12 protein-coding genes and 2 tRNA genes are annotated in these 14,768 nt (G+C 73.3%); 11 read left to right on the top strand and 3 right to left on the bottom strand.

All coding sequences use genetic code 11. The features are described from left to right. Position 1: 1 nt before the first annotated feature. A complete protein-coding gene (locus ACGFZK_RS15365; RefSeq protein WP_393849369.1) occupies positions 2-3,364 on the bottom strand; it encodes a PAS domain-containing protein in 3,363 nt (1,120 codons plus the stop codon). 119 nt (positions 3,365-3,483) lie between these two features. Then, positions 3,484-3,909: an SSI family serine proteinase inhibitor gene (locus tag ACGFZK_RS15360; protein WP_393849368.1), complete on the bottom strand. Its 426-nt coding sequence runs from the start codon at positions 3,907-3,909 to the stop codon at positions 3,484-3,486. A gap of 187 nt (positions 3,910-4,096) precedes the next feature. Here ACGFZK_RS15360 and ACGFZK_RS15355 point away from each other — a divergent pair. From ACGFZK_RS15355 to ACGFZK_RS15345, 3 genes are all read left to right on the top strand, one after another. Next, positions 4,097-4,187, top strand: a tRNA-Ser gene (locus ACGFZK_RS15355). Positions 4,188-4,405: 218 nt separating this feature from the next. After that, positions 4,406-4,478, top strand: a tRNA-Arg gene (locus ACGFZK_RS15350). 195 nt (positions 4,479-4,673) lie between these two features. Then, positions 4,674-5,039, top strand: a complete 366-nt coding sequence (locus ACGFZK_RS15345; protein WP_393849367.1) for a PH domain-containing protein — start codon at positions 4,674-4,676, stop codon at positions 5,037-5,039. Between the two features lie 21 nt (positions 5,040-5,060). Here the strand turns inward: ACGFZK_RS15345 and ACGFZK_RS15340 are convergent, their stop codons facing one another. Beyond that, positions 5,061-5,972 carry an SMP-30/gluconolactonase/LRE family protein gene (locus ACGFZK_RS15340; RefSeq protein WP_393849366.1) on the bottom strand — a complete coding sequence of 304 codons (912 nt, stop codon included), beginning with the start codon at positions 5,970-5,972 and terminating at the stop codon, positions 5,061-5,063. Positions 5,973-6,079: 107 nt separating this feature from the next. Between ACGFZK_RS15340 and ACGFZK_RS15335 the strand changes: the two genes are divergently transcribed. From ACGFZK_RS15335 to ACGFZK_RS15300, 8 genes are all read left to right on the top strand, one after another. Continuing rightward, positions 6,080-6,514 carry an Lrp/AsnC family transcriptional regulator gene (locus ACGFZK_RS15335; protein WP_393849365.1) on the top strand — a complete coding sequence of 145 codons (435 nt, stop codon included), beginning with the start codon at positions 6,080-6,082 and terminating at the stop codon, positions 6,512-6,514. After that, positions 6,511-7,404 (top strand): DUF2797 domain-containing protein, encoded by an 894-nt coding sequence (locus ACGFZK_RS15330; protein WP_393849364.1) that lies wholly within the window; start codon positions 6,511-6,513, stop codon positions 7,402-7,404. The genes ACGFZK_RS15335 and ACGFZK_RS15330 overlap by 4 nt, the downstream gene beginning before the upstream one ends. Before the next feature lie 103 nt (positions 7,405-7,507). Further along, entirely contained in the window at positions 7,508-7,846 is a 339-nt protein-coding gene (locus tag ACGFZK_RS15325) for an antibiotic biosynthesis monooxygenase family protein (RefSeq protein WP_393849363.1), read from the top strand. Further along, on the top strand, positions 7,830-8,711 hold the full coding sequence (locus ACGFZK_RS15320) for an amidohydrolase family protein (protein WP_393849362.1): 882 nt from the start codon (positions 7,830-7,832) through the stop codon (positions 8,709-8,711). Before ACGFZK_RS15325 ends, ACGFZK_RS15320 begins: the two co-directional genes overlap by 17 nt. Before the next feature lie 73 nt (positions 8,712-8,784). Beyond that, on the top strand, positions 8,785-9,552 hold the full coding sequence (locus ACGFZK_RS15315) for a response regulator transcription factor (RefSeq protein WP_393849361.1): 768 nt from the start codon (positions 8,785-8,787) through the stop codon (positions 9,550-9,552). Continuing rightward, entirely contained in the window at positions 9,552-11,102 is a 1,551-nt protein-coding gene (locus tag ACGFZK_RS15310; protein ID WP_393849360.1) for a sensor histidine kinase, read from the top strand. The genes ACGFZK_RS15315 and ACGFZK_RS15310 overlap by 1 nt, the downstream gene beginning before the upstream one ends. A gap of 25 nt (positions 11,103-11,127) precedes the next feature. Next, positions 11,128-12,396 carry a glycosyltransferase gene (locus ACGFZK_RS15305; RefSeq protein WP_393849359.1) on the top strand — a complete coding sequence of 423 codons (1,269 nt, stop codon included), beginning with the start codon at positions 11,128-11,130 and terminating at the stop codon, positions 12,394-12,396. Continuing rightward, on the top strand, positions 12,393-14,633 hold the full coding sequence (locus ACGFZK_RS15300) for a glycosyltransferase family 39 protein (RefSeq protein ID WP_393849358.1): 2,241 nt from the start codon (positions 12,393-12,395) through the stop codon (positions 14,631-14,633). The genes ACGFZK_RS15305 and ACGFZK_RS15300 overlap by 4 nt, the downstream gene beginning before the upstream one ends. Positions 14,634-14,768 lie beyond the last annotated feature (135 nt).

The raw sequence follows: 14,768 nt of genomic DNA, 5'->3' as shown, positions 1-14,768 counted from the left end.
ACTAGTTGGTGCCGATCTTGGCCAGCAGGTCCACGATGCGGCCCTGGACGTCCGTCGTGGTGGCCCGCTCCGCGAGGAAGAGGACGCTCTCGCCGGACGCGAGCCGCGGCAGTTCGGCCGGGTCGATGCCTGTCGTCGTGTAGACCACCAGCGGGGTGCGGTTCAGCTGCCCGTTGGCGCGCAGCCAGTCCACGATCCCGGCCCGCCGACGACGCACCTGCATCAGGTCCATGACCACCAGGTTGGGCCGCATCCGCGTCGCCAGTTCCACGGCGTCGGTGTCGGCGCCCGCCCGGGCGACCTGCATGCCGCGCCGCTCCAGAGCGGCGGTCAGGGCGGTCGCGATCTCGTCGTGCTCCTCGATCAGCAGCACCCGGGAGGGATGCTGCTCGCTGTCGCGCGGCGCCAGCGCCTTCAGCAGCACGGCAGGATCCGCGCCGTACGCCGCCTCGCGCGTGGCGTGCCCCAGCCCGGCCGTGACCAGCACGGGAACCTCCGCCGCCACCGCGGCCTGGCGCAGGGACTGCAGGGCGGTCCGGGTGATCGGCCCGGTCAGCGGGTCGACGAACAGCGCGGCGGGGAAGGCGGCGATCTGCGCGTCCACCTCCTCGCGGGAGTGGACGATCACCGGCCGGTAGCCACGGTCGCTGAGCGCCTGCTGCGTCTGTACGTCGGGCGCGGGCCACACCAGGAGCCGGCGCGGGTTGTCCAGGGGCTCGGGAGGCAGCTCGTCGTCCACGGGGCGCGGCGCGGGCCGGTTGACCACCTCGACGGCGCCGCCCGGGCCGTCGAGCGGTTCGGGGCCCTCGTCGGCGCCCGCCTCGGGCGCCCCTATGGCGAAGGCCCGGCCCTGCGGAGCGGGCTCGGCGAGCCGGCGACGGCGGCCGGAGCCGGAAGCCGAACCGGACCCGGCGGCAGGGCCGGAGCCGCCCGGGTCCACGGAAATGCCCTGGCCGATGGTACCGAGGGCGCGCACGCTGATCGGCTGTGCGGCCTGGCCCTCCGCGTGGGCCTCCTGCGGCCGGCGCGCACCGGGGACCGCGACCTGGCCGGAGGCCTGGTCGTCCTCGGGAGCGGTACGGGCCGCCGGGACCGGCCACGCCGGAGCGCCGGCCAGCGCGCGGCGCCGCCCGGTCGGATTCTCGGCGGACTCGTCGGACTGCGCGGCGGGAGCCTCGGGCTCGCCGGCCGGGGCGCCCAGCACGCGGCGGCCACGTCGCCCGGCCGCGCCGTCGGCGTCGGTATCGGCCCCGGCGGGAGCGGGAGCGGGGGCCGGGGTCGGGCCGGCGGGCAGTGCGAAGCCGCCCTCGGGGGCGATGGGCCGCGCGGGAGCGGGCGTCGGTCCGAGCCCGGTCGCGGGGACGGGGCCGCCGGGCTGCGCCGGACCGGCCGGACCCAGGGCGCGGCGCCGTCCGGCGGGATGTTCGGTCAGCGGAACGGAGGGCACTGCGGGTACGGGCGGGAGCGCGGGCATGGGGGCGCCCTGCGGGGGCACGGGCCGCCCGGGTCCGCCCTGGCCGTCGTGACCGGCCGGGCCGCCGGTACCTTCCGCCTCACCGCTGCCGTCACCGGCCCGGCCGCGCCGGCGTCCGGTGCCGAGCCCGGCAGGGTTCACCGGCGACTGCGCGAGCTCGGGGCCGGCGTCGGGAGGGCCCGCCTCGCCGGCCCGCCGCCGCCCGGACGGCAGCGCCAGCGCGCCGCCGCCCTGACCGGCCTGTGCTGCTTGCGCGGCCTGCGCTGCCTGTGCCGCTTCGGGGCCGGTGGTCTCCTCGTCCAGGAAGGCATCCACCCCGCGGCGCGCGCGCCGCCCGCCGGAGACCTTGCCGGGAGCGGCGCCCCCGGTCGTTCCCGAGCCGTCCGTGGTGGGACCGGCCGGGGGCTCCTCCGCCGGCTCCGGCAGGGTCACCGTCCCGGCGCCCGAGCCGAGCGGGAGCTCCAGCACGTACGCCCCGCCGGGCGCGCCCGGAACCTCCACCGTCTGCAGCACGCCGCCGTGCGCGGCCACGATCCCCCGCACGATCGGCTCGTGGACCGGATTCCCGCCTTCGTACGGCCCGCGCACCTCGATCCGTACGACATCGCCGCGCTGCGCGGCGGCCACCACGATCGTCGAGTCGCTGTACCCGCTGCCCTGGCGGGTCTTGCCGGTGGCGTCCACCCCGGCGACGTCCGCGACCAGGTGGGCGAGCGCGGTCGCGATCCGCTCCCCGTCCACCTCGGCCTCGATGGTCGGCGCGTGGACGGCGAACTGCGCGCGGCCCGGACCGATCAGTTCGACGGCGCCGTCGACGCCCGCCGTGACGACGGTGTTGATCAGGACTTTCTTCTTCGTGAGCCGGTCGCTGCCGGAGTCCAGGCGCTGGTAGCCGAGGACGTTGTCCACCAGAGTGGTCATCCGGGAGTACCCGGCGGCCAGGTGGTGCAGCAGCTGGTTGGCCTCGGGCCACAGCTGTCCGGCGTCGTCGGCGGCCAGCGTCGCCAGCTCACCGCGCAGCTCGTCCAGCGGCCCGCGCAGGGATTCGCCGAGGACAGCCATCAGCTGCGCGTGCCGGGCGGCGAGGGCGTCGTAGGGCCGCCGGTCGGTGAAGGTCATGACGGCGCCGACGAGCTGCTCCCCGTCCCGTACGGGCGAGGTGGTCAGGTCGACGGCGACCGGCTGTCCGGCCTTGTTCCAGAGCACCTGCCCGCGGACGCGGTGCTTGCGTCCGCTGCGCAGGGTGTCGGCGAGCGGGGACTCCTCGAAGGGGAACGGGGAGCCGTCGGCGCGGGAGTGCTGGACGAGGCCGTGCAGTTCGCGGTTGCCGAGGTCGGTGGCGCGGTAGCCGAGGATCTGGGCGGCGGCCGGGTTGACCAGCACCACCCGTCCGTCGGTGTCGGTGCCCACGACGCCCTCGGCCGCGGCGCGCAGGATCATCTCGGTCTGCCGCTGGGAGCGGGCCAGCTCGGCCTCGGTGTCCACGGTCTGCGAGAGGTCCCGGACCACGAGCATCAGCAGCTCGTCACCGGTGTACGAGGGTTGCGGCTCGCGGTAGGCGTCGCGTCCGTCGAGATGGGCGCTGGTGACCTCGACGGGGAACTCGGAGCCGTCGGTGCGGCGCGCGATCATCCGTTTGGGTTTGGCACGGCCGCCGTCGTCCTCGCCGGGCCGGCGCATGGAGCCGGGGATCAGCTTGGAGTCGAACTCGGGCAGGAGGTCGAGCACGCCGCGGCCGACGAGCCCGGTGCCGGGGCTCTCCATCACCTCGAGGGCGATCGAATTGGCGTTGACGACCGTGCCGTTGGCGTTGACGAGCAACAGCGCGTCCGGAAGAGCGTCGAGTATTGCTGCGAGGCGAGCAGCGCCTCGGGATGGCCTGCTGCTCACGACGAGCTTCCTCCCTGACCACAACTACCGGCAAGTCACGGGAGGAGTCTAAGGCCACAGGCTCGCGATGGGGCGGCCGATGTGTGGCGGATACCGCCCATCCCGTGCATCCTCCCAGGTCAGGAACGTCCACTCGGAAGCAGAGGTTCCAACTCGTCCCAGCGGTTGATTTCGCATCCGTTCGTCCGCCGGAAGGTGGCGTCCACCTTGTAACCGTTCCAGGTTCCGGTGATCCGGGCGGTGGCGGGGCCCCCGTGCTGCATGGTGCAGATCTGCCGCTTGGAGACGGGCGCGAACGGGTCCTTCCCCTCCCTGGCGAACTGATCCAGCCGGGCGCAGGCCCCTTCCGCCTGCGGGTGATCGCCGCCGACGGGCCCGCACTCGAGGCGGTACTCCCGGTCCAACTGACGGTTTCCGGTATCGGCCATGGCGATGGTGAGGCGGTCGGGTGTCGCCAGCAGCCGTCCCAGCGGCAGCGGGGGCAGCGGCCCGGCCGCCGCGGCGGCCAGGGCGGAGGTGACGGCGAAGGCGGCGAGACGCAGCATGGGGCACTCCAGGTCGTCCGTACGTCGTACGCCTGCCCAACGACGCGGGGCCCGCCGACGTTGCGTGCCGCGACCGCTTTAAGGCTTTGCCCTCCGCCCGTCCCGCCTAGTACCGTGGGAGCGGATTGGTGAGGGGCCCTGCGCCTGTGTCATCATCTGCACGCACCTTCGTACGCGAGGGTGTGCTGGAGGCGTCGCCTAGTCCGGTCTATGGCGCCGCACTGCTAATGCGGTTTGGGTCTTACCACCCATCGAGGGTTCAAATCCCTCCGCCTCCGCACCTCATCGAAGCCCCGGTCCTGACGGACCGGGGCTTCGATGCTTTCCGGGGCAATCCGGTCCGCCACGGCCTCTGCGCGAGCCCATCCGGACGATCTTCATCCGGCTCGTTTCCGCAGGTCAGCAGTGGTTTGGGTAATGGATTTCGCGTCCCGGCGAGGTCCATGTATTGTTGTTCTCGCAAGGCCAACGGGGCGCAAAACCCCGAGAAGCCCAAGCACTCGTAGCTTAACGGATAGAGCATCTGACTACGGATCAGAAGGTTGCAGGTTCGAATCCTGCCGAGTGCACAGCAGGACAGAGGCCCCGGACGAAAGTCCGGGGCCTCTGTCGTATGCCCTGGCGGTCCGCCGTCTCCTCCTTGATGGGGACGGGGTCCCCCGGAGGATGTCAGGGGCGGGATGGCTCTGGCGGGGGACGCGGGTGAGGGGGCGGGCTCGGTACGGTTTCTGAAGATCGTTCGGAGCTGGAAAACGGGGGCACTCATGGGACTGTTCGGGAATGCGCACACCGTCGACCCCGTGTCGGCGCAGCGGGACTACGCGCGGCTGCTGGGGCAGGGGGAGCAGGTGCACGCCGCCTACCTGCTGATCCGGGACACGATCCTGTTCACCGACCGGCGGCTGGTCCTCGTCGACAAGCAGGGGCTCACGGGGAAGAAGGTGGAGTACCACTCCATCCCGTACCGGAGCATCACGCACTTCTCCGTCGAGACCGCCGGGCACTTCGATCTCGACGCCGAGCTCAAGATCTGGATATCCGGCAGCCCGGTGCCGATCGAGAAGACCTTCACCAAGGGTGTCGACATCTACGAGGTGCCGGCGATCCTGACGCAGTTCGTCGCCAGGTAGCCGAAGAGGCCGCCCCCGCCCTCAGAGGACGCGGGGGAGGCCGGTCACCGACATCACCAGGGAGTAGAGGGAGGTGGTGGCGGTGATGAAGAGGCGGTTGTTCTTGGCGCCGCCGAAGGCGATGTTCGAGACCGGTTCGGGGACGCGGAGGCGGCCGATCAGGGTGCCGTCCGCGGCGTAGCACCGGACGCCGTCCTCCATCGCGGCCGCCCACAGCCGGCCCTCGTCGTCGAAGCGGATGTTGTCGGCCCGGGGGCAGGCGGTGAAGACCCGGTCGCCGGTGAGGGCGCCGTCGTCGGTGACCTTGAAGGCGCGGATGTGGCCGGCTCGGGTGTCCGCGACGTACAGCTCGCTCTCGTCGGGGGAGAAGACGACACCGTTGGGGCCGAGGAAGCCGTCCGCGACCATCCGGACCTCGCCGGTCGAGGGATCGGCACGGTAGAGGTTGCAGGCGCCGATCTCGCCGGGCGCGCGGTGGCCCTCGTAGTCGCTGGTGATGCCGAAGTCCGGGTCGGAGAACCAGATGGAGCCGTCCGAGCGGACCACCGCGTCGTTCGGGCTGTTGAGGCGCTTGCCGTCGTAGCGGTCGGCGATGACGGTGAGGCTGCCGTTCGGTTCGGTTCGGGTCACGCGCCGGTTGCCCTGCTCACAGGTGATCAGGCGGCCTTCGCGGTCGAGGGTGTTGCCGTTGGAGTGGCCGGCCGGCGAGCGGAAGAGGGAGACGGCCCCGGTCGCCTCGTCCCAGCGCAGCATCCGGTCGTTGGGGATGTCGCTCCACACCAGTTGCCGCCAGGCGGGCAGGTAGAGCGGGCCCTCCGCCCAGCGGCTGTCGTCGTACAGCCGCTCCAGCCGGGCGTCGCCGTTGGCGCAGCGGCCGGTCTGGAAGCGCTCGTCCAGAATCTCGTACAAGGTGAGGTCAGCTATGGCAGACATGGTTCCCCCTGGAAGCGTTCTACCGAATTTTGTTCGGTCTGATGGTGAGATTGCAGGATCAGGTACCGTCTTCGCAAGGGTCGACAGGCCCATGAGAGGAAGATTGCGTGGACGACATCGACCGTGCGCTCGTCCTGCGCCTGCAGCAGGACGCGGGCCAGTCGTACGCCGCTCTCGGCACGGCCGTCGGGCTCTCGGCGGGGGCGACCCACGAGCGGGTCCGCAAACTGCGCGAGCGCGGGGTGATCCGGCGGACCACCGTGGACGTCGACCCGGCTGCCGTCGGCAGTGGAGTCCTGGCCTACGTGATGGTCGACTCCCATGCGTGGATGGGTGAGTCCGGCGCCGGCTTTGCCGCGATCCCCGAGATCCAGGAGGCGCACATCATCGCGGGCAGCGCGTCCGTGCTGGTCAAGGTGCGCACCGCCTCGACGGAGCAGCTGCAGGACGTCCTGCGCCGCCTCTACGCCATCGACGGAGTCAGCGGTACGCACGCCACCGTCGTCCTGGACACCTTCTTCGAGCGGCCGCTCCCGCTGTGACCTGGTGGTGCACCGGGATCCGGTGGCAGGACGGACGCCCCGCCATCAGGTGGTACGGGGAGGGGCGCGGCGAGCGGGTGAGCGAGCTCGCCTACGGGCAGCGGATCGCCTTCACCGCACGCGGGGAGCGGCACTGCCTCGGGGTGTGGCGGGCCGGGAAGCGGACGCCCTGCCCCACCGCGGAGACCGTGCCCGGTCGTGCGGGGAACGCGCAGTGCCCCGCATGCGCCCGCCTCGACCGGTCGTTCTCCGTGGCGGCCGACACCAACGCCGCTGATCCGCGCACCTATCGGGTCTACCTGGCCTGGTTCGGGCCCGGCATGGTCAAGGTGGGGATCACCGCCGAGGAGCGCGGCCCGGCCCGGCTGCTGGAGCAGGGGGCGGTGGCGTGGGCGTGGCTCGGGCGCGGTCCGCTGATGGCCACCCGGCGCACCGAGGAGCTGCTGCGGGCGGCGCTCGGAGTGCCCGACCGGATCGCGTACGCACGTAAGCGCGCCGTACGGACACACCTGCCGGCCCCGCCCGACCGGGCCCGGGAGGTCGCCGAGCTGCACGCACGGGCCGCTGCGCTGCCCGGGTGGCCGGAGTCGCTGGAGCGGGTGGAGTGCGAAGTGACCGACCATGCCGGGGCGTTCGGGCTGGACGCCCTGCCGGGCCTGCCCGGGCCGGCGCGGGTGCTGACCGAGATGGTGCCCGGCGGGTCCGTCGTGGGCCGGCTGGCGGGTGCGGCCGGCCCCGATCTGCACCTCGCGGACGGACTCGTGGTGGACACCCGGCTGCTGGCGGGCTGGGAGCTCACCGCCCCGGGGGACGAGGCGGTGACGTCGGTGCCCGTGGCGCAGATCCCGTCCGCCGCCCAGGCTCCCGTCGAGCAGGACGGGCTGTTCTGACCCCTGTGGGTCGACGTGCTCATGGTCAAAACTTGGATCCCTTTGGCCCTCCGGGGCCGATTCCGGTGGACATGCCGGGGGCGCTCCGCCGAGGGTGTCGAGCATGAGCATGCAGCCGGTACCGGCGTTCGAACCGCCTTATGTCATGGCCGTTTTCAGCAACACCCGAGCCGCCGAGGACAGCGGATACCCCGAGACCCTCGCGCGGATGAACGAGATCGTCCGGGAGAACCCCGGCTTCCTCGGCTACGAGTCCGCGCGCACCCCCGGCGGCCTCGGCATCACCGTCGCCTACTTCCGCGACCACGAGTCCCTCACCGTGTGGCGGGAGGACCTGGAGCACCAGGCGGCCATGAAGCAGGGCCGCACCGACTGGTACGACAGCTACACGCTGCACGTCGCGACCGTCGAACGGAGCCACGGCTTTGTCCGCAACGGCTGAGGCGGTCCGCGGCTTCCGGGAGCGGCTCGGGCTGCCCGGACTGGTCGACGTACACACGCACTTCATGCCCGAGCGGGTCCTGGCCAGGGTGTGGGACTACTTCGACGCGGTCGGCCCGCTGACCGGCGTCGAGTGGCCCATCACCTACCGGCACGAGGAGGAACAGCGGGTCGCGCTCCTGCGGGAGTTCGGGGTCCGGGCCTTCACCGCCATGCTCTACCCGCACAAACCGGCGATGGCCGCCTGGCTCAACGCCTGGTCCGCCGAATTCGCCGCCCGCACCCCCGACTGCCTGCACACCGCGACCTTCTTCCCGGAGGAGGGCGTGGCCCCGTACGTCCGCCAGGCCGTCGACTCCGGAGCCCGGATCTTCAAGGCGCACCTCCAGGTGGGCGGCTACGACCCGAACGACGACCGGCTCGACCCCGTCTGGGGGCTGCTCGCCGAGGCCGGCATCCCGATCGTGGTCCACTGCGGCTCCGGGCCCGCCCCGGGCAAGTACACCGGACCCGAGCCGATCGCCCGGCTGCTGGCCCGCCACCCCGGACTGCCGCTGGTCATCGCCCACATGGGCATGCCCGAGTACGCCGATTTCCTCGACCTCGCCGACCGGTACGCCGAGGTCCGCCTGGACACCACCATGGCCTTCACCGACTTCTCCGAGCAGATCTGCGGCTTCCCGGCCGGGGAGCTGGGACGGCTCGCCGACCTCGGCGACCGGATCCTGCTCGGCACCGACTTCCCGAACATCCCCTACCCCTACGAGCACCAGCTCGCCGCCCTCGAACGGCTCGGCCTGGGCGACGACTGGCTGCGGGCGGTCTGTCACGACAACGGAGCCCGGCTGTTCCGCCTCGACGACTGACGGATTTCCTTTCTCAGGAAATTCACAGGTAGGAACAAGAACGCTCTCAGAGCCGCGGGCCAGCGTGGTCCGTATGACTGCGACGACCACCTCCCATGCGTCCACGTCCACCCAACACCCCACGGCCCTGGTGCGGCCCGACGGCGGACCCTGCCGGGTGCTCGTCGTCGACGACGAGGCCTCGCTCTCCGAACTGCTGTCCATGGCCCTGCGCTACGAGGGCTGCGAGGTCCGCAGCGCAGGCGACGGGGCGGGCGCGGTGCGGGCGGCACGGGAGTTCCGGCCGGACGTGGTCGTCCTCGACATCATGCTCCCCGATATGGACGGCCTGGCCGTCCTCGGGCGGCTGCGCCGGGAGATCCCCCAGGTCCCCGTGCTGTTCCTGACCGCCAAGGACTCGTTGGAGGACCGGATCGCGGGCCTCACGGCGGGCGGCGACGACTACGTCACCAAGCCCTTCAGCCTGGAGGAGGTCGTCGCCCGGCTGCGCGGCCTGGTCCGGCGTTCGGGCGCGGCGCAGGCGGCACGCGGCGGTTCGGTGCTGGCCGTCGGCGATCTGCGGCTGGACGAGGACAGCCACGAGGTGGTGCGGGGCGGCCGGGAGATCCACCTGACCGCCACCGAGTTCGAGCTGCTGCGCTACCTGATGCGCAACCCGCGGCGCGTGCTGAGCAAGGCGCAGATCCTGGACCGGGTGTGGTCCTACGACTTCGGCGGCCAGGCCAATGTGGTCGAGCTCTACATCTCCTACCTGCGCAGGAAGCTGGAGAGCGGCCCCGGTCTGTCTCCGATGATCCACACCCGACGCGGCGCCGGTTATCTGATCAAGCCGGCCGAGTAGTGGCCTTCCGCACGAAACGGCGACCGCGCGGCCGCCGCCCCTGGTCGCTGCGCACCCGGCTCGTCGTCTCGGCGGTGGCACTGATCGCCGTGGTGGGTGCGGCCATCGGGACCGTCACCACCTTCGCCCTGCGCTCGTACCTGGTCACCGAGCTCGACGACCAGCTGAAGAACTCCGTCAGGATGGCCGTGCGGGCGCCCGGCGGGAAGCCGGCCCGGGAGAACAGCGCCGGCTTCGTCATGGCTCCCGGCAGCCCGCTGGACGCCGCCGGGCTTCGGCTGGATCCCGCCGGGACCGTCCTCGGGACCGCCCGCAACGCCCGCGTCGACGGCTGGTCGGCCGACCAGGCGCCGCCGCTGAGCGAGGCCCAGGCCAAAGCTCTTGCCCAGGCAGCCCGGGCCGTCCGGAAATCCGCGCAGGGGGGCACGCCCGGGCCGGTCGACACCGACCTCCCGGGCCTCGGCAGCTACCGGGTGCTGACCGCGCCCGACGGAAGCCTCGCCCTCGGCTTCCCGCTGCGCGACGTCGACTCCACCGTGCGCACCCTGGTCGGGGTGGAGCTCTGCGTCACCCTGGCCGGACTGATCGCGGCCTCCCTCGCCGGGCAGGCCCTCGTCGGGGTCGCCCTGCGCCCGCTGCGCCGGGTGGCCGCCACCGCCACCCGGGTCTCCGAACTGCCCCTGCACAAGGGCGAGCCCGCCCTCCACGAGCGGGTCCCGGACGCCGAGGCTGACCCCCGCACCGAGGTGGGCCAGGTCGGCGCGGCCCTCAACCGGATGCTGGGCCACGTCTCCTCCGCCCTCACCGCCCGCCAGCAGAGCGAGATGCGGGTCCGGCAGTTCGTCGCCGATGCCAGCCACGAGCTGCGCACCCCGCTCGCCTCCATCCGCGGCTACGCCGAACTGACCCGCCGGGGACGCGAGGAGCCCGGTCCGGACACCCGGCACGCGCTCGGCCGGATCGAGTCCGAGGCCACCCGGATGACCGGCCTGGTCGAGGACCTGCTGCTGCTGGCCCGCCTCGACGCGGGCCACCCGCTCACCACCGGCGACGCCGAGACCGACCTGGCCCCGCTCGTCGTCGACGCCGTCAGCGACGCCCGGGCCGCGGGCCCCGAGCACCACTGGCGCCTGAGCCTGCCCGCCGAGCCGGCACCCGTCCGGGCCGACCCGGCACGGATCCAGCAGGTCCTGGTCAACCTGCTCGCCAACGCCCGTACGCACACCCCGCCGGGGACCACCGTCACCGCGCATGTTTCACGTGAAACATCCGCCGTCCGGCTGCGGGTCGAGGACGACGGGCCCGGCATCGCGCCCGACCTCCTCCCCCGCGTCTTCGAGCGCTTCGCCCGCGGTGACGCCTCCCGCTCCCGCGCCGCGGGCTCCACCGGACTCGGGCTGGCCATCGTCCAGGCCGTGGTCACGGCACACGGCGGGCAGGTCGGCGTACGGAGCGAGTCCGGACGGACCTGCTTCGAGGTCCTGCTGCCGCACGCGCAGCCGGACCGTTCGGACTCACAGGCGGGGCACAGGCTCAGCACACAGCGGTGACAGGGCGCCCGGCGAGTGTCGGATCATGCGAACCGACACCTCTCCCGGGGCCCTTCCGGCCCGGGCGCCCCTGGCGCCCGTGCCCGGCGAGCCCGTCCTCGACGTGGTGATCCCTGTCTTCAACGAGGAGCAGGACCTCGGCCCGTGCGTCCGCCGCCTGCACGAGCACCTCACCCGGACCTTCCCCTACCCCTTCCGGATCACGGTCGCCGACAACGCGAGCACCGACCGCACCCCCGAGGTCGCGAACGGGCTCGCCACCGCACTGGACGGCGTACGCAGCACCCGGCTGGAGGAGAAGGGCCGGGGCAGGGCCCTGCGGACGGTGTGGTCCGGTTCGGACGCCCCCGTCCTCGCCTATATGGACGTGGACCTCTCCACCGACCTCAACGCCCTGCTGCCACTGGTCGCACCGCTGATCTCCGGCCACTCCGACCTCGCCATCGGCACCCGCCTGGCCCGGTCCTCACGGGTGGTGCGCGGAGCCAAGCGGGAGTTCATCTCCCGCGCCTACAACCTCCTCCTTCGTTCCTCCCTCGCCGCCCGATTCAGCGACGCACAGTGCGGATTCAAGGCGATCCGGCGCGAGGTCGCCGAGCGGCTGCTGCCGCTGGTGGAGGACACGGGCTGGTTCTTCGACACCGAGCTGCTCGTGCTCGCCGAACGGGCCGGACTGCGGATCCACGAGGTACCGGTGGACTGGGTCGACGACCCCGACTCCACCGTCCACATCGTCAGGACCGCCACCGAGGACCTCAAGGGCGTCTGGCGCGTCGGCCGGGCCCTGGCGGTCGGCGCGCTCCCGCTGGACCGGCTCGCCCGCCCCTTCGGCGACGACCCCCGCGACCGCTCCGCACTGCCGGGCGTGGAGGGCGGCCTGGCGCGCCAGCTGCTCGGCTTCTGCGCCGTCGGAGCGCTGTCCACCGTGCTCTACCTGCTCCTGTACTCCGCCTTCCGCTCCGGGACCGGCCCGCAGTTCGCCAACGGCGCGGCCCTGCTGCTCTCCGCGATCGCCAACACCGCCGCCAACCGCCGGCTCACCTTCGGGGTGCGCGGCCGGGACCGGGCCGTGCGCCACCAGGCCCAGGGACTCGTGGTGTTCGGCATCGGACTGGCCCTCACCGGCGGCTCCCTCGCCGCGCTCGGAGCGGCCACCGCCGATCCCGCGCACGGCACCGAACTGGCCGTGCTGATCACCGCCAACCTCGCCGCCACCGTGCTGCGCTTCCTGCTCTTCCGCGCCTGGGTCTTCCCCGAGCGGCGCGACACTCCCGTGAAGGACGACATTCGATGACCACGGCAGCACCCTCGCTCTTCCCGGTCCCCGAGGCCCGAGCCGGTACCGGCCGCCATGCGGTGGACCGGCCCCGGTGGGAACTGCCCTCCCTCGCCGGGCTGCTGATCGCCACCGCCGCCCTGCTCCTGTGGGACCTGGGCTCCTCCGGCTACGCCAACTCCTTCTACTCCGCCGCCGCACAGGCGGGCAGCGAGAGCTGGAAGGCCTTCTTCTTCGGCTCCTCCGACGCCGGCAACTCCATCACCGTCGACAAGCCCCCGGCGGCCCTATGGCCGATGATGCTGTCCGTCCGGCTCTTCGGGCTCGGCGCCTGGCAGATCCTCGTCCCGCAGGCCCTGATGGGCGTCGCCACCACCGGTGTCCTGTACGCCGCCGTACGCCGCCAGTTCGGTCCCGGGGCCGCGCTGCTGAGCGGCGCCGCGTTGGCCCTGACGCCCGTCGCCGCACTGATGTTCCGCTTCAACAACCCCGACGCGCTGCTGACCCTGCTGCTGACCGTCACCGTGTACTGCGTACTGCGCGCCCTCGACGGGGCCCGTACCACGTGGCTGGTCTGGGCCGGGGTCGCGGTCGGCTTCGCGTTCCTCACCAAGACCCTGCAGGCCTTCGTCATCCTGCCGCCGCTGGCCCTGCTGTACGCCGTCTGCGCGCCGACCCGGCTGCACAGGCGGCTCGGCCAGCTGCTGCTTGCGGGGCTCGCGATGGTGGTGGCCGGCGGCTGGTGGGTGGCCATCGTCGAGCTGTGGCCGGCTTCCTCCCGCCCGTACATCGGCGGCTCGCAGAACAACTCCTTCCTGGAGCTGACCCTCGGCTACAACGGCCTCGGCCGGATCAACGGCAACGAGACCGGCAGCGTAGGCGGCGGCGGTCGCGGCGGCGCGGGCGGCGGTGGCGGCGGTGGCTGGGGTGAGACCGGCATCGACCGGCTCTTCTCGGGCAACATCGGCGGGCAGATCGCCTGGCTGCTGCCGGCGGCCCTGGTACTGCTGGTGGCCGGTCTGGTCGTCACCTGGCGGGCCCGCCGGGCCACCGACTCGCTGGAGGGCATGGCCCGGGCGTCCTTCCTGGCCTGGGGCGGCTCGCTACTGATCACCGCGGTGGTCTTCAGCTACATGCAGGGCATCTTCCACGAGTACTACACCGTGGCGCTGGCGCCGTTCGTGGCCGCGCTGATCGGCATGGGCGTCGCCGTGCTGTGGGAGGAACGGGGCGGCCGGGCCGCCGCGATCACCCTGTCCGGCACGCTCGCCCTGACGGCGGTCTGGTCGTACGTGCTCCTCGGCCGCGCCACCGGTTATCTGCCGTGGCTGCGCTGGGCGGTCCTGGTGGGCGGGCTGCTCGCCGCGGCCGCGCTGCCGTTCGCCGCGCGGGCCGGGCGCCGGGTGCTGCAGGCCACGGCCGCGCTGGGACTGGCAGCAGCGCTGGCCGGGCCCTTCGCGTACTGCCTGACCACCGTGAGCACCGGGCACACCGGCTCCATCGTGACCGCCGGCCCGGCGGTGGCGGGCGGTCGGGGCGGGCCCGGCGGGATGATGGGCGGCCCCGGTGGACCCGGTGGACCCGGTGGACCCGGTGGACCCGGCGGCCCCGGTGGCGCGGGCGCTGCGGGCGGTACCGGCGAGATGCTCCAGGGCGGCCCCGGTGGCCAGGGCGCCCAGGGCGGCCCGGCCGGGCAGCAGAACGGTGGCCGGCCGGGCGCCGGGCAGCAGGGCGGGATGCCGCCGCAGGGCGCGGCGGGCGCCGCCGGCACCGCGGGGCAGGGGCAGGGCGGCCAGGGCGGACGCGGAGGCGAGCGGTTCGGCGGCGGCCGGGGCGGTCCGGGCGGCCTGCTGAACGGCGCCCGGGTGAGCGCCGAGGCCAAGACGGCCCTCACCACCGATGCCGACGCGTACACCTGGGCAGCGGCCGCCATCGGCTCCCAGAACGCGGCGAGTTACCAGCTGGCCTCCGGTGCGCCCGTCATGGCGATCGGCGGCTTCAACGGAAGTGACCCCTCGCCGACCCTGGAGCAGTTCCAGGCGCATGTGCGGGACGGGAAGATCCACTGGTTCATCGGCCAGAGCACCACCGGCGGTACGGCCGAGGGCGGCATGCGCGGCGGCGGCCAGGGCGGTCCGGGCAGCGGTCCGGGTGGCGGCGCCGGCACGGCCATCGAGACCTGGGTCAAGGCCACCTTCCCGTCGTCCACGGTCGGCGGAGCCACCTTCTACGACCTGACGGCCCCGACGACCTGATCCCCCGAGGCGGGGGGGGGGGGGGGGGGGGGCGCCCCCCGCGGGGGGCGCGCGGCGCGGGGGGGGGGGGGGGGGGGGGGGGGGGGGGGGGGGGGGGGGGGGGGGGGGGGGGGCCCGCGCGGGGGGGGGGGGCGG

Source organism: Streptomyces sp. NPDC048257, from assembly GCF_043201855.1.
GTDB lineage: Bacteria > Actinomycetota > Actinomycetes > Streptomycetales > Streptomycetaceae > Streptomyces.
This window is presented reverse-complemented; position numbering and strand designations above follow the sequence as displayed.